General features: G+C 67.3%; 15 protein-coding genes and 1 tRNA gene. 11 read left to right on the forward strand and 5 right to left on the reverse strand.

Annotated features, from left to right (window positions below; genetic code table 11):
* Positions 1 to 2: 2 nt before the first annotated feature.
* The gene (locus ACN9M2_RS15345) at positions 3 to 596 is read left to right on the forward strand and encodes a hypothetical protein (RefSeq protein WP_426285506.1); all 594 of its coding nucleotides are present in this window, start codon (positions 3 to 5) and stop codon (positions 594 to 596) included.
* 12 nt (positions 597 to 608) lie between these two features.
* Here ACN9M2_RS15345 and ACN9M2_RS15350 read toward each other — a convergent pair whose 3' ends face one another.
* Complete coding sequence (locus ACN9M2_RS15350) at positions 609 to 1,127, reverse strand: adenine phosphoribosyltransferase (protein ID WP_426285507.1); 519 nt, start codon at positions 1,125 to 1,127, stop codon at positions 609 to 611.
* 28 nt (positions 1,128 to 1,155) lie between these two features.
* Positions 1,156 to 1,425, reverse strand: coding sequence for a DUF2007 domain-containing protein (locus ACN9M2_RS15355; protein ID WP_426285508.1), 270 nt, complete (start codon positions 1,423 to 1,425; stop codon positions 1,156 to 1,158).
* Between the two features lie 101 nt (positions 1,426 to 1,526).
* Between ACN9M2_RS15355 and ACN9M2_RS15360 the strand changes: the two genes are divergently transcribed.
* The 10 genes from ACN9M2_RS15360 to ACN9M2_RS15405 all read left to right on the forward strand — a co-directional run bounded on the left by ACN9M2_RS15360 (position 1,527) and on the right by ACN9M2_RS15405 (position 11,457).
* A complete protein-coding gene (locus ACN9M2_RS15360; protein WP_426285509.1) occupies positions 1,527 to 3,254 on the forward strand; it encodes a glutamine--tRNA ligase/YqeY domain fusion protein in 1,728 nt (575 codons plus the stop codon).
* Positions 3,254 to 3,811, forward strand: coding sequence for a nucleoside deaminase (locus tag ACN9M2_RS15365; RefSeq protein WP_426285510.1), 558 nt, complete (start codon positions 3,254 to 3,256; stop codon positions 3,809 to 3,811). The genes ACN9M2_RS15360 and ACN9M2_RS15365 overlap by 1 nt, the downstream gene beginning before the upstream one ends.
* Positions 3,812 to 3,827: 16 nt before the next feature.
* Positions 3,828 to 4,532: a TVP38/TMEM64 family protein gene (locus ACN9M2_RS15370; RefSeq protein ID WP_426285511.1), complete on the forward strand. Its 705-nt coding sequence runs from the start codon at positions 3,828 to 3,830 to the stop codon at positions 4,530 to 4,532.
* A 71-nt stretch (positions 4,533 to 4,603) separates the two neighbouring features.
* Complete coding sequence (locus tag ACN9M2_RS15375) at positions 4,604 to 6,514, forward strand: ATP-binding protein (protein ID WP_426285512.1); 1,911 nt, start codon at positions 4,604 to 4,606, stop codon at positions 6,512 to 6,514.
* Between the two features lie 88 nt (positions 6,515 to 6,602).
* On the forward strand, positions 6,603 to 7,292 hold the full coding sequence (locus ACN9M2_RS15380; RefSeq protein WP_306849593.1) for a LuxR C-terminal-related transcriptional regulator: 690 nt from the start codon (positions 6,603 to 6,605) through the stop codon (positions 7,290 to 7,292).
* Positions 7,293 to 7,410: 118 nt separating this feature from the next.
* Positions 7,411 to 8,385, forward strand: a complete 975-nt coding sequence (gene phnD, locus ACN9M2_RS15385; RefSeq protein WP_426285513.1) for a phosphate/phosphite/phosphonate ABC transporter substrate-binding protein — start codon at positions 7,411 to 7,413, stop codon at positions 8,383 to 8,385.
* A 104-nt stretch (positions 8,386 to 8,489) separates the two neighbouring features.
* Positions 8,490 to 9,878 carry a sensor histidine kinase gene (locus ACN9M2_RS15390; RefSeq protein WP_426285514.1) on the forward strand — a complete coding sequence of 463 codons (1,389 nt, stop codon included), beginning with the start codon at positions 8,490 to 8,492 and terminating at the stop codon, positions 9,876 to 9,878.
* A 79-nt stretch (positions 9,879 to 9,957) separates the two neighbouring features.
* Positions 9,958 to 10,902 carry a DedA family protein/thiosulfate sulfurtransferase GlpE gene (locus ACN9M2_RS15395; protein WP_426285515.1) on the forward strand — a complete coding sequence of 315 codons (945 nt, stop codon included), beginning with the start codon at positions 9,958 to 9,960 and terminating at the stop codon, positions 10,900 to 10,902.
* A 64-nt stretch (positions 10,903 to 10,966) separates the two neighbouring features.
* Positions 10,967 to 11,042, forward strand: a tRNA-Lys gene (locus tag ACN9M2_RS15400).
* A gap of 124 nt (positions 11,043 to 11,166) precedes the next feature.
* Positions 11,167 to 11,457 (forward strand): hypothetical protein, encoded by a 291-nt coding sequence (locus ACN9M2_RS15405; protein ID WP_426285516.1) that lies wholly within the window; start codon positions 11,167 to 11,169, stop codon positions 11,455 to 11,457.
* A gap of 9 nt (positions 11,458 to 11,466) precedes the next feature.
* Here ACN9M2_RS15405 and queC read toward each other — a convergent pair whose 3' ends face one another.
* Genes queC through ybgF form a run of 3 tightly spaced genes read right to left on the reverse strand, consistent with a single transcriptional unit; the run spans position 11,467 to position 13,724 of the window.
* Positions 11,467 to 12,150, reverse strand: coding sequence for a 7-cyano-7-deazaguanine synthase QueC (queC, locus tag ACN9M2_RS15410; RefSeq protein WP_426285517.1), 684 nt, complete (start codon positions 12,148 to 12,150; stop codon positions 11,467 to 11,469).
* A gap of 16 nt (positions 12,151 to 12,166) precedes the next feature.
* Positions 12,167 to 12,859 (reverse strand): 7-carboxy-7-deazaguanine synthase QueE, encoded by a 693-nt coding sequence (gene queE, locus ACN9M2_RS15415; RefSeq protein ID WP_426285518.1) that lies wholly within the window; start codon positions 12,857 to 12,859, stop codon positions 12,167 to 12,169.
* Positions 12,860 to 12,863: 4 nt separating this feature from the next.
* On the reverse strand, positions 12,864 to 13,724 hold the full coding sequence (ybgF, locus tag ACN9M2_RS15420) for a tol-pal system protein YbgF (RefSeq protein WP_426285519.1): 861 nt from the start codon (positions 13,722 to 13,724) through the stop codon (positions 12,864 to 12,866).

The following is a 13,724-nucleotide window of genomic DNA, read 5'->3' on the forward strand; positions in this document are numbered from 1 at the left end:
GCATGCGCGTATGGCTTGTCGTCCTGCTCCTGCTTTGCGGCTGGGGCGCGTATTCCTGGTGGCAGCATCGCCCCGTGCATAACGCACCCGGGGTGCTGGCCGATGGCGTACCCAGCCAGGAAGACGTCGGCGCCGGCGTCACGCTGACACGCGGGCACTTCACGCTGAAGCCCCGGGCGACCTTCGCCATGACCGGTCGCGTGCTCTCGCGTGAGGACTACCAGCTCGACGACCTCTCGCCGATCGCACCCACCGACCTGGCCATGGGCTGGGGACGCATGTCCGACAGCTCGGTGCTGGACCGTATCCGCATCTCGCAGTCGAACCGTTTCTATTACTGGTACACGGACAACTACCCGATCCCGCGCCACGAGATCGAGGATTCCAGCGCAAACATGCACATGATCCCCGCCAACGACACCATCGCGCGCGAATTGCGCAACGTGCGTCCCGGAGAGTTGATCCAGTTCGAGGGCTTCCTCGTCGACGTGAAGCGCGACGACGGCTGGCACTGGGACACCTCGCTCACCCGCGAGGACACCGGCGCGGGTGGCTGCGAGATCGTGCTGGTGGAAGACATCCACGAAGCACGCTGACGGGGTCGCCGATCAGTACGTGATCAACGCCTGCAACGGCAACGGCAGCGGCCACCTGGAACGGCCGTTCAGGCCGCCGAGTTCGATCACCACGCTGGCGCCGATCACCTCGGCACCCAGCCGCTCCACGAGACGGCGCCCCGCCTCCAGGGTACCGCCGGTGGCGAGGACATCGTCCACCACGATCACCCGCTCGCCCGGTGCGAGCGCCTGCGAGCCGATCTCCAGCCGGTCCATGCCGTACTCGAGGCCGTAATCCACGCCCACGACCGGCGGTGGCAGCTTGCCGGACTTGCGCAGCGGAACGAAGCCCGCGCCAAGCGCCCGGGCCATGGCCGCGCCGAAGATGAAACCACGGGACTCGATACCGCAGACGGCACCGATGCCCTGCCCGCGCCACGGTTCGCACAAGGCGTCGATACAGGCGCCAAAGGCGGCGGCGTCGGCAAGGAGGGGCGTGATGTCCTTGAACATGATGCCCGGACGCGGAAAGTCCGGCACGTCGCGGACGAGATCGAAAATGGCTTGCATGGAAATCCTGGAGGGTGGCGCGAAGGGCTCAGGCGGGAAGGGTAACCGCACCGAAGTCGTCGTCGGCAGCCGCGGCACGTGCCTCGGCCAACTGGGCGTCGATCGCCCGGACGATGCCGTCGGCCGCCTCGGCGGCGGCCTCGGGAACCATGACCGCGAGGAAGTCGCGCGCCGGAAGCTGGCCCACGGCGCCGGTAAGGAACTCGCCAGCGATGAAGGCCGGAATCTCCGCCCGTTCGAGCGCATCCTTCACCAGGTGGGCGTCGATCAGGGATTCGGCGTGGTAAGCGATGCGCATGGTTCCAAGCTACCCCGCCGACCGAGTCCACGGCAAGCGCCCGGCACGCAAGAAAGGTAAACTCGGACGTTTGCCGCGCCCCAGCCTCCGAGTCCCTCGCGATGTCGACCGAAACCCCCGTCCTGCAGCAGCACTTCATCCGCCAGATCGTCCGCGACGACCTTGCCTCCGGCAAGCATGCGGTCATCCATACACGGTTCCCGCCCGAACCGAACGGCTATCTGCACCTGGGCCACGCCAAGTCGATCTGCCTGAACTTCGGGCTGGCCGGCGAATTCGCGGGCACCTGCAACCTGCGCTTCGACGACACCAACCCGTCGAAGGAAGACATCGAGTACGTCGAGGCGATCCAGCGCGATGTGAAATGGCTCGGCTTCGAATGGGCCGAACTGCGCCATGCCTCGGATTATTTCGAGGTGTTCTATCGCTCCGCGCTGAAACTGATCCGCCTCGGCGTCGCCTACGTTGACGACCTGAGCGCCGAGGAAGTGCGCGAGTACCGCGGCACGCTCACGGAACCGGGACGGAACTCGCCCTACCGCGACCGTTCGATCGAGGAGAACCTCGACCTCTTCCAGCGCATGCGCGCGGGCGAGTTCGCCGACGGCAGCAAGACCCTGCGCGCGAAGATCGACATGGCCTCGGGCAACATCAACCTGCGCGACCCGGCGCTGTATCGCGTCCGCAAGGTGCACCACCAGAACACCGGCGACGCGTGGCCGATCTACCCCATGTACGACTTCGCGCATTCGTTGTCCGATGCGCTGGAAGGCATCACGCATTCGCTGTGCACCCTGGAGTTCGAGGATCACCGGCCACTGTACGACTGGTGCGTCGACAAGGTGGACCTCGCCAACGATCCGGAACTATGGGAACCGCTGGTCAAGGCCGGCCTGCCCACGGCACCGAGCAAGCCGCGCCAGATCGAGTTCTCGCGCGGCAACCTCAACTACACGGTGATGAGCAAGCGCAAGCTGATCACCCTGGTGTCGGAGAACCTGGTCGATGGCTGGGACGACCCGCGCATGCCGACGATCGCCGGCGTGCGCCGTCGCGGCTTCACCGCCGCCGGCATCCGCCTGTTCTGGGAACGCATCGGCGTCAGCAAGCAGAACAGCACCATCGACATGAGCGTGCTCGAAGGCGCCGTGCGCGACGACCTCGACGGTACGGCGCCGCGCCGGCTCGCCGTGATCGATCCGGTGAAGCTCGTCATCACCAACCTCGACGAAGCACACGCCGAGACACTCACCTTTCCCAATCATCCGAAGGACGAGTCGTTCGGCACGCGCAGCGTGCCCTTCTCGCGCGAACTCTGGATCGAACGCGACGACTTCGCCGAGGTGCCGCCGAAGGGTTTCCACCGCCTGAGGCCCGAAGGCGAGGTACGCCTGCGCGGTGTCGGCATCGTGCGCTGCGACGAGGTGGTCAAGGACGCCGCGGGCGAGATCGTCGAACTGCGCTGCACGCTCGACCTCGACACGCGCAGCGGCATGCCCGGCGCCGACCGCAAGGTGAAGGGCACCATCCATTGGGTATGCGCACGCGACGCCGTGCCGGCCGTGATTCGCCTCTACGACCGCCTGTTCGACGTCACCGACCCGGACGACGACAGCGACGGCAAGACGTACAAGGATCACCTCAACCCGCACTCGCGCCGTATCGTCCACGGCTATGTCGAGCCCGCGGCGGCAGCCGCGACACGCGAGGACCGCGTGCAGTTCGAACGCCTGGGCTACTTCGTCGCCGACATGCACGACCACACGCACGACGCCCCGGTCTTCAACCGCGTGGTGACCTTGCGCGATTCCTGGGCGAAGCAAGGCTGATGTTGTACGCGCAGGTACATCTCACCCTGCCTGCCTGGGTGCACGAGGCGGTGGATACATCGCTCGCCTATCCGGACGACGAGGCCAAGGTCGGCCTCGCCATCGAACTCTCCGCGCGCAACGTCGACCTCGCCACCGGCGGGCCGTTCGGCGCCGCGGTGTTCGACGGCAACGACCGCATCGTCGCCGTGGGCGTGAACCGGGTGGTGCCCCACGCCTGTTCGGTCGCCCATGCCGAGATGATGGCGTACATGACCGCCCAGCAACGCCTGCAACGCTTCCGGCTCAACGAGGATGGCGGCCGCTTCGTGCTCGCCAGCAGTTCGCAGCCGTGCTGCCAGTGCTATGGCGCCACCGTATGGGCCGGCGTCGACGCATTGCTGATCGGTGCCCGTGCCGAGGACGTCGAGGAACTCACGCCATTCGACGAGGGTCCGCTGCCATCCGACTGGATCGGCGAACTCGAGCGGCGCGGCATCGCCGTACGCCGCGATATCCGCCGCGACGATGCGCGCGAGGTGCTGCGCCGTTACGGTGAATCGGGCGCCGCATATTGATCCCGAGCCGCACCCGGTGAAGCGCTGGCGCACCGCCCTGCCGCTGTGCCTGTTGCTGATCGCGGGCGCGGTCCTGCTCGCCAGCGGCGTGCTGGACCGCTTCGACGCCCATCACCTGCTCGCGGAAGAAGGGCTACTGCGTGCGACGATCGCCACGCATCCGCTCACGTCCCGTCTTGCCTATACCGGCGTACTGACCCTCGCCATCGCCACCGGCGTGCCGGGCACGATCGTCATCGTACTGGCGGGCGGCTTGCTGTTCGGCGCAGTGGAGGGCACCGTCTTGTCGTCGGTAGCGCTGGTCCTCGGCTCGCTGGTGCTCTATCTCGCCAGCCGTTACGCGTTCGGCACCGGCCGGCGCGAGCCGCCGCCGTTGGCAAGGCGCCTGCGCGACCGCTTCGCCGCCCACCCCGTCACTTACACGCTCGCCCTGCGCTTCATTCCCATCGTCCCGCTCGGCGCCATGACCGTGGCACTGGCCTGGCTTCGCTGCCCGCTATGGCTGTTCGTGGGCGCGACCTGGCTGGGCGGGACGGTATCGCTGTTCGTGGAAAGCTCGGTCGGCGCCGGCCTGGGCGAGACCTTCGGCAGCGGCGCGCCGATGACCGCCGCCAGCTTCCTGAATACCAGGATCCTGCTGCCCCTGGCCGCCTTCACGCTGCTCACGATCCTCCCCCTGCTCGTGAAGACGATACGCGTCCGGCTAGGCCGGAAGGGCTGACGCCGCTCCGCGCGATCTGCGCTAGGCTGTAGTCTCGCGCCGCCGGGGACGGGCGGTGCCTGGGGAAACGCATGCGTGATGTATCCGCTCCATGGCTGGAAAAGGTCTGGCGCCGCACCTCCCTGGTGCAGCGCCTGACCTGCGTCGCCCTCGTGCCGACCGCGATCAGCGCGATCCTCCTGGTCACCTTGCTGACGCGCCACCAGATGGACACCCTTCACGAGATGGGCCGTTCCACGGCGGATGCCATCGCGCAGCAGGCGGCGACCGTCTCCGGGGAGGCCTTGCGCACCGGCGAGCGCCGCGAGATCGGCCGCATCGCGCAATCCATCGTGCAGTTGCCGCAGGTATCCCGGGTACGGATCAGCGACCGTGACGGCGAGATCATCGCCGACCGGGTGAACGGTTCGATCGGCAGCGATGACGACGGCCTGACGGTGGCGCGCGAGGTGCTCGATCCCGCGTCCCATCGCGTGGTCGGTTCCGTCACCGTGGACGTGAGCGTGGAGGACGCCGTCGCCGCGCAACGCGCCAGCGTGCACAACGCGCTGGTCTGGCTGGCGCTCAGCCTGCTGATCGCGGTCACCATCGGCTGGTCGACGGCCCGCTGGTTGAGCGCGCCGTTGCGCAACCTGGCGATCGCGGTGCGCCAGCTGGGCCTGGGTGACCGCACCGTGGTCGTGCCGGTCACCGACGACACCGAGATCGGCGACCTGCAGCGCGGTTTCAACGGTGCCGCCTCGAAGTTGTTGCACGCGCAGATCGGCATGGAGCGCGAGATCGCCACCGCCACCGAGGAACTCGCGCGGAAGAACGCCGCCCTGGAAGCGGCCAGCGTCGCCAAGGCACGCTTCCTGGCCGCCGCTTCGCACGACCTCCGCCAGCCGCTTTACGCGCTCACGCTGTTCTCCTCCGGGCTCGCCGTGGACGAATACGATCCCGTGCGCCTCAACCGCATCGCGCACATCCAGGAGTGCGTGGAATCGCTCGACCATCTGTTCGGCGAACTGCTCGATCTCTCCCGGCTGGAAACCGGCGCGATGCCGGCCATCGTCCGCGACGTGCCGCTGGACGAGGTGTTCGAGGAAGTGAGCGTGAACTTCCGCATGGTGGCCGAGCAGCACGACCTGCGCCTCGTGGTGCGCACCACCGGCCTCTGGGTACGCACCGACCGCACGATGCTCGCGCGCATACTCAACAACCTCGTGAGCAACGCGCTGCGCTACACGCGCTGCGGCGGCGTGCTGGTCGGGGCACGGCGCCGGCTCGACGGGGGCGTGCGGGTAGACGTGTGGGATACCGGCCTGGGCATCGGGCCGGATCACCTGCAGCACATCTTCGACGAGTTCTACCGGGTGGAGAGTGGCCCCGAGGCAGGCCGTCCGGAAGGCACCCGGCGCGGCCTCGGACTGGGGCTGTCCACCGTGCAGCGGCTGGCCGGGTTGCTCGGCACGCGGGCGTCCGTGCGCTCCAAGCCCGGCAGGGGAACCGTTTTCTCGATCACCCTGCCCGAGATCCAGCCAGGCACGATCGAGGCGACGACGGTGGCCGCACCGGAGCCCGGCATTCCGCGGGACATCGTCGGGATGCGCGTGCTGGTGATCGACGACGAACCCAGCATCCTCGCCGGCATCAGCTACCTGCTGGGCAGCTGGGGCTGCGAGGTCATGACCGCCGAGGATGCCCAGCAGGCGATGGAAGCCGTGCACCAATGGATGCAGCCACCCGACATCGTGATTTCCGACCTGCGCCTGCGTGAAGGCACCGGCCTGGACGTGATCGCCCTGCTCGACCGCTACTACCGCCGTCGACCGGGCGATCCGCCGCCCTTCGCCCGGGTGCTGATCACCGGCGAGACCCGCGGCGAATTCCTGCGCAACATCGACCAGCAAACCACGCAGGTATTGTTCAAGCCGGTTTCTCCCGAGCGCCTGCACGAGGTAATGGTTTCGGCCTGGACTGTCCATCATGCAGCCGTCTGAGCCGGATGGCCTGCTTGCCCATGGACGCCCGTAGGGCTATGGTCCGGACAACGGGGAGCTCGCGATCCAAGCGAGCGGAGGGAGAGGCATGCGTGTTCTGATCGCGGACGATCATCGGCTCATCATCGAGGGCGTGAAGCTCAAGCTTCGCGAGCTCGACACGGACGTGGAGTTCATCGAGGCCGAAACGGTAGCCCAGCTTCGCGACAAGCTTGCACAGAAGCCCGCGCCCGACGTGGCGCTCATCGACATGGCCATGCCCGGCGCGGATGGCGTCGAGCACATCAAGGAGGCGGTGGCGGCCCTGCGCGAGTCCGATACCGACGACGGCGCATCGCGCATGCGTCCCGTCATCGTGCTGTCGGGCACCGAGGACCCCTCCTCGATCCGCCACGTGCTCGACCTGGGCGTTCAGGGATACATCCCGAAATCGTCCCCTCCCGATGTGATCCTCAATGCCGTGCGCCTCGTCGTCGGCGGTGGGGTGTATGTACCGCCGGAAGCGATGAAGGCGGCTTCCGCGGGCGGCGTGCCCACGTTCTCCCTATCCAACAACAACGACGGGCTCTCGACCAAGGAGCGCCTCGCCACGGTCCTGACCGATCGCCAGATCGACGTGTTGAAGCTGCTGGCGAAGGGTCGCCCGAACAAGCTGATCGCGCGCGAACTGGGCATCAGCGAGGGAACCGTCAAGATCCATCTCGCCGCGATCTTCCGTGCGCTGCACGTGCGCAACCGGCTCGAGGCCCTTGTCGCGGCGCAGCACCTGGGCGACTGAACAGACGCCCATTCGTCATCGGCCCGGCGTAAGCTGGGCCGAACAACGCGGGGCAGGCGCGATGCGGGCAGGCGTGGGGATCGCTTGGACACGGCGGAAACGCGGATGGCTCGCCGCGGTGCTGACGTGCGCACTGTGCGTCCTGCCAGCCATCGCGAGCCCCCCGGGCGACATCGATCCCGATGCCCCGCTGACCTTCGGCATCCTTCCCATCGGCGGTCCCGCCGAATCGCTGGAAGCATGGCGGCCCATGCTGGACGACCTGCACAAGGCGATCGTCCGGCCCGTCCGCGCGGTATCCGTGACCACCTACGAAGGCATCGCCCAGGCGATCGCCGAACAGCGCGTCGACATCGCCTTCCTCTCCGGCAGGCTGGCCCTGGACGCCGTGTCCCGGCAGAACATGCAGGTGATCGGACGGCTCACCCGGGGTGACGGATCGAAGGGATATCACGCGGTGCTGCTGGTCGCTTCCGACTCACGCCTACGCACGCTGGACGAACTCTTCGCGCGCCCGGGCAAGTGGCGCTTCGCGCGCGGCGAGGCCTTGTCGGTATCGGGTTACCTCGTGCCGGAGACACAGCTGTTCGCTCCGCGCGGGATAGACTCGGACACCTTCTTCGCCAGCGTGCACATCGACAACCACCAGAACAACGCGCTGGCGGTCGCCAATGGCGAGGTCGACGTGGCCACCAACAACACGGCCGACCTCGAACGTTTCCAGCAACACTTCCCCGACCAGTACGCACGCTTGCGCATCCTCTGGAAGTCGTCGCTTATCCCGCACGCGGTGATCGTCATCCGCAACGACCTGCCACTGGCCCTGCGGGAAAAGGTGGCGAGGTTCATCACCGGCTATGGCAAGGGCAAGGACGGCGTGCGCGAGGAAGCCAACCTCAAGCTCATCCACGACATCAGCGGCTTCGCCCCCGCCGACGACGCGGACCTGGTTCCTTTTGCGGATATCGAATACGCGCTTGAGAAGCGCCGCGCCACCACCGCCCAGTGGGTGAGCGAGGGTGCGCGTGCCGCGCGCTTCCGCAAGATCCAGGCCGACCACGACCTGCTCGTCGCGCGCTTACGCGGCAAGTGATAGACCGAATGGCCTAGGCCGGCTGGTTTAGCTCCCCTTGTCTATCGCGCGACGAACGCGCGTTTCATAGATTCGTCATGAGACCCGCGCAACAAGGCCGTTCCATGACTGCGTCGCCGCACCCGTATGGCAGGCCCGCGCCACTGCGACGGCAGCTGATCCTCAAGGGATTGCTGCCGATGACGCTCGTCGCCCTGGCGCTGACCGTGAGCCTCGGCGTGCTGCACTTCCGTGCCACGAGTGTCGAGAGCTACGCCGTGGCACGCATCCAGGCGGTGCGCATCGCCGCCTCGGTCAATGCGCTGGCCAGCGAGGACGCGACACGCGACGCGCTCGCACGCGCCCTCTCGCGCAGTTCCCCCACCCAGCAAGCGGTGCTCCATCGCCAGGGCGACGACGACCTTGTCGTCGACAGCGGCCGCCGCGTCGGCTCGGGACGCCCGCTGCGCGTGTGGACCAGCACCTCGCAGGGCGAGCTCGAGACGGTGTCGGATGCCACCGTACTGCACGAGCGGCGCTTCGCCGGCGTGCTCATGACCCTGTTGCTTTGCACGGGCGTGATCACTGTCTTCCTTCTCACCCGGCGCACGCTGGAACGGGATGTGGTGACGCCCGTGGAACGAGTGCGTGGCCGTATCGATCAGTTCCTGCATCCTCGCGGCGCGCCAGCCACGGCACCCGACGACGATACGCTTCACGCGATCGACGCCCTGCTCGACGAGTTGGTGGGGCTTCGCGCCCGGCACGACAAGGCGATGGCGGACGCGTTGCGCCAACGCCTGCAGGACATCGCGCGGCATACCCACTTCGTGGAGCAGATCGGCGACCACTTCCGCCAGCCATTGCAGGCGCTCGCCTTGTTCGTGGCGGGCATGCAACCTGGCGAAGACCTGCGTCAGCGGGCCGTGCTCGGGCAGATGCGCAGCAGCCTCATGCGGCTGAACGAGTTGCTCGATGGCCTGCTTGAGATGGCGCGCTTCGACGCCGGCGCGATCGAGCCGACGGCAACGGACCTCATCGCCTCCGACCTCTTCGTGCGCGAGCGCGCGGCCATCGAGGTGGATGCGACGCGACTGGGTGTCGACGTGCGCTGGCGCGGTGGCCGGCTTCCACTGCGTACCGACCCTGCCCTGTTCGGCGATGTGCTGCACCGGCTGGTGGGCAATGCCGTGCTGAGCACGCCGAATGGGCGGGTGCTGGTCGCGATGCGCCGTCGTGGCAACACGATCCGCCTTGAAGTGCGCGACAACGGCATGGGCCTGGAACCCACGCTCCAGGCTCGCGTCTTCGAGGAGTTCACTCGTTTGCCTGGGCACCCTGGCTACGGGCTGGCCCTGGCTGTCGCCAGGCGCATCGTGGACACGCTGGGCGGACGCATCGGCGTCCGTTCCAGCCCGGGCCGCGGCACCTTGTTCTGGGTGGAGCTGGACGGCGCCGCGGTGGGCCCGGCCGCACAGACCTTCGCCTTGCTGGGGCGCCACGCGACGCACTGAGCGCACGCCGGAGCTGTCGTCCAAGGGGCAACCAGCGTATCGTTGCGCGAGCACTGGGACCCTTTCGAGGAACGCGGGCGTGACGAGCATCAACTGGTCGGACACGGCGCCCTTCGTGGCGTTCCTCGGCGTGTTCGCCGGCGCGATCGGCCTGCCGGTACCCGCCATGCCCACCCTGATCGTGGTCGGCAGCACGCTGGTCGCCGCGCGCGATCCGCTGCTGATCATCGCCACCTTCCTCGGCGCCCTGGCCGGCGCCTTCCTCGGCGATGCCGCCTGGTTCCTGACCGGCCGCCGTTTCGGTTACCGCGTGCTCGACGGCCTCTGCCGCATCTCCCTTTCGCCCGATACCTGCGTCCGCCGCGCCAGCGGCTTCTTCGAGAAGCGCGGCGTGAAGTTGCTGCTGGTCTCGCGCTTCATTCCCGGCCTGTCACTGGTGGCCATCCCGATCGCCGGAGCCGGCGACACGCGCTTCGTCCGCTTCACGGTCTACGACCTGCTCGGCGCGGCGCTGTGGGTGTCGGTGGGCCTGTCGGTGGGCATGCTGTTCTACCGGCAGATCGATGCCGTGCTGGCGATATTGCGGCAGTTCGGCTTGGGCCTGGCCACAGTCGCGGCGATCGGTTTGCTGGTATGGATCGCCTTCCGTTACCTGCGCCGCGCCCTGCTGCTCTCGCGCCTGCGCAAGAGTCGCATCAGCGTCGACGAGCTCTCGATCTTGCTCGCGAACGAACCGGGCGCCCTGATCGTCGACGTCCGTTCGACGATGAGCCGCCGCGACGATCCCTACGTGATCCCCGGTTCGCGCCTGTTCGACCTCGCCACCGCCGACCAGGAACTGGCCACCCTGCCCCGGCATAGCGCGGTGGTCATTTACTGCTCGTGCCCGAATGAAGTCTCCGCCGCCAAGGTGGCGGAGCGACTGAGCAAGCTGGGCTTCTCGAACGTCCGCCCCCTCACCGGCGGCCTGGGCGCCTGGCGCGAGGCCGGCCGGGACGTCGAGGCCATCGTGCTCACGACCTGAACCGCGTGGCCTTTCGGGTTGTGCCACCCGGGCCCGCACCGTAAACTTGCCGGTTCCCGCGTGTGGGTCGTTAGCTCAGTTGGTAGAGCAGCGGACTTTTAATCCGTAGGTCGCCGGTTCGAATCCGGCACGACCCACCATTCGCTCATGCTCGTCGACGCGCAATGCGTCATTCACTGACGACGATTGGGCTTTTTTCTCAAGTCCTGGCGCAGTTGATTAAGGTAGGCTCCCCTCCATCACCAAAGATCGAGGGATACGACGATGAACATGCGCACCGATGCCGACGACCTGCCCACCATCGCACCGGAAGGCGCCGACCGTTCGCTGAGGGACATGCTGTACATGCTCTCGGAACGCATGAGGCACCTTTCCACTAGGTCGGAAGTGCGCGAGTTGGCCTGCCGGGTCGCCGTGCTGGAGGAGCGCATGTCGCACACGGCCACGAAGGCGTGGGTGCTGGGTGGCGCCGTGGCCGTGCTGGTCGCCACGATGGGCGGTTTCTGGTGGATCGTGCAGCAGTACCTCTCGCCGCTGCTACGCGCAGCGGGCTGAAAGGATCGCTTACGCGTAATGCGTGGGATCGGGCACGCCGGCCTTGGCGAAACCCTCGGCGCGCAGGCGGCAGGCATCGCAATGCCCGCAGGCGCGGCCCTCGGCATCGGCCTGGTAGCAGCTCACGGTGGCGGAGAAGTCCACGCCCAGGCGCATGCCTTCACGCACGATGTCACCCTTGCCCATTTGCATCAGGGGGGCGTGGATGCGTATCCCCGCGCCTTCCACGCCGGCCTTGGTGGCGACATTGGCGAGTGACTGGAACGCCTCGATGAACGCGGGACGGCAATCGGGATAGCCCGAGTAATCCACCGCGTTGACGCCACAGAAGATGTCGTTCGATCCCAGCACCTCGGCCCAGCCGAGCGCGATCGACAGCATGATCGTGTTGCGCGCAGGCACATAGGTGACCGGGATACCTTCGCCGCCGTCCTCCGGCACGTCGATGTCCGCCGTGAGAGCGGAGCCACCAATGCTGCGCAGGTCGACATGCACGGTCTTGTGGACCACCGCGCCGAGCATCGTCGCGACGCGCTCGGATGCTTCCAACTCGGAGCTATGGCGTTGGCCGTAGGCGACACTCAGCGCATACACCTCGAAACCCTGCTCGCGCGCCATGGCGATCGTGACGGCCGAGTCCATGCCGCCGGAAACGAGGATGACGGCCTTGCGGGAAGCGTTCGAAGCATTCATGACATTACCTGGGAGTTCAGTGGCCCGCCGCATCGTTCCAGAGCAGCTTGTGCAACTGCAACTGAAAGCGTACGGGCAGGCGTTCGGCGAGGATCCACTCGGCGAGTTCGCGCGGCTCGACCTTCGACCACACGGGGGAGAACAGGACCATGGCCTTGCGATCGAGCGCGTGCTCTCGCACGACGTCGCGTGCCCACTCGAAGTCGGCACGGCTGGCGATCACGAACTTCACCTGATCGTGGGCGAGCAAGTGGTCGAGGTTCGACCAGAGGTTTCGCGCGCTTTCGCCCGAATCGGGCGCCTTGAGGTCCATGACCTTGCGCACGCGGGGGTCGACCTGAGACACGTCGAGCGCACCGGACGTTTCCAGGGACACTTCGTAGCCGGCGTCGCAGAGCTTGCGCAACAGGATGAGGCAACGTTTCTGCGCCAGCGGTTCGCCACCGGTCACGCAGACATGGTGCGCGCCATGGCTAGCGACCTCGGCCAGGATGGCATCGATGTCATGCCACTGCCCGCCATGGAACGAATACTCGGTATCGCACCAGACGCAGCGCAAGGGGCAGCCGGTGAGGCGCACGAAGACGGTCGGCCAGCCGATCGCATCGGCCTCGCCCTGCACGGAATGGAAGATCTCGGTGATCCGCAGGCGCTCCGCGACGGGCGCGGCCGGCGGAGCGTCCGCCGGAGTTGCGGTGCTACCGTTCATGGGATCAGTTGGCCGTCTGGCGCTGCAGGCGGCGCAGGCGTTCCTGTGCGAGGCCGGCGGCCTTGGTGCCCGGATACTTGGCGGAGACCTGCTTTAGCGTGGCGATCGCCGCGTCCTGCTGCTTCAGCTCGATCTGGCAGTAACCGACCTTGAGCAGGCCGTCGGAGACCTTGTCGCTCTGCGGATACTGCTTGACCAGGCGCTGGAAGGCTTCGATGGCCACCGGATAGTTCATGGTCACGTAGTACGACTCGCCCAGCCAGTAGTAGGCGTTCGGTGCGAGCGGGCTATCCGGATACTTCACGAGGAAGTCGCGGAAACCGCGCGATGCGGTGACGTAGTCCCCGGCGCGCAACGACTTGAAGGCGGCGTCGTAAGCGGCCTGCTGGTCGCTGCTGGGCGGCTGGCCCTGCGGCGCGGCGGAAGCGCCGGGAGCGGCTGCCGCGGCCTGGGTGGCTTGCGCGGCGGCCGGTGCGATCGCCGCCGAAGCGGGCGCGGAAGGCGTGGTGGCCGAAGCTGCGGGCTGCTGGCCCTGCGGCGCCCCGCCCTTTTCAAGACGACCCAACCGCGAATCGAGGTCCGCGTACTGTGCCTTCTGGGATTCCTGGAGTTGCTGGTTCTGGTGCTGCAGCTCCTCGATCTGGCCTTGCAGCTGGGACAGCTGCTGCTGCAGATCGTTGACCTGGTTCACCAGGGATACCGTACCGGCCTGCCCCTGCGACTGCTGCTCGAGCCGCGACACGCGGTCGGCGAGGCTGAGGCGGGTGTCCTGGGCGGTGGCCGGAAGGGCAAAAAGCGTGGCGGACGCAATCGCGCCCGCCACGCCAAGCCTGGCCATGTAGCTGGTAGCCAGAGTCTTCTTCAT

The sequence above is a fragment of the Luteibacter sp. E-22 genome (assembly GCF_049913125.1).
GTDB lineage: Bacteria > Pseudomonadota > Gammaproteobacteria > Xanthomonadales > Rhodanobacteraceae > Luteibacter.

Excerpts from the sequence above, each read along its gene's own strand:
- ACN9M2_RS15350 (WP_426285507.1), bottom strand. The coding sequence starts at position 1,127 with ATGCAAGCCATTTTCGATCTCGTCCGCGACGTGCCGGACTTTCCGCGT.
- ybgF (WP_426285519.1), bottom strand. The coding sequence starts at position 13,724 with ATGAAGAAGACTCTGGCTACCAGCTACATGGCCAGGCTTGGCGTGGCG.
- ACN9M2_RS15365 (WP_426285510.1), top strand. The coding sequence starts at position 3,254 with ATGTTGTACGCGCAGGTACATCTCACCCTGCCTGCCTGGGTGCACGAG.
- ACN9M2_RS15345 (WP_426285506.1), top strand. The coding sequence starts at position 3 with ATGCGCGTATGGCTTGTCGTCCTGCTCCTGCTTTGCGGCTGGGGCGCG.
- ACN9M2_RS15405 (WP_426285516.1), top strand. The coding sequence starts at position 11,167 with ATGAACATGCGCACCGATGCCGACGACCTGCCCACCATCGCACCGGAA.
- queE (WP_426285518.1), bottom strand. The coding sequence starts at position 12,859 with ATGAACGGTAGCACCGCAACTCCGGCGGACGCTCCGCCGGCCGCGCCC.
- ACN9M2_RS15360 (WP_426285509.1), top strand. The coding sequence starts at position 1,527 with ATGTCGACCGAAACCCCCGTCCTGCAGCAGCACTTCATCCGCCAGATC.
- queC (WP_426285517.1), bottom strand. The coding sequence starts at position 12,150 with ATGAATGCTTCGAACGCTTCCCGCAAGGCCGTCATCCTCGTTTCCGGC.
- ACN9M2_RS15380 (WP_306849593.1), top strand. The coding sequence starts at position 6,603 with ATGCGTGTTCTGATCGCGGACGATCATCGGCTCATCATCGAGGGCGTG.
- ACN9M2_RS15390 (WP_426285514.1), top strand. The coding sequence starts at position 8,490 with ATGACTGCGTCGCCGCACCCGTATGGCAGGCCCGCGCCACTGCGACGG.
- ACN9M2_RS15375 (WP_426285512.1), top strand. The coding sequence starts at position 4,604 with ATGCGTGATGTATCCGCTCCATGGCTGGAAAAGGTCTGGCGCCGCACC.
- ACN9M2_RS15355 (WP_426285508.1), bottom strand. The coding sequence starts at position 1,425 with ATGCGCATCGCTTACCACGCCGAATCCCTGATCGACGCCCACCTGGTG.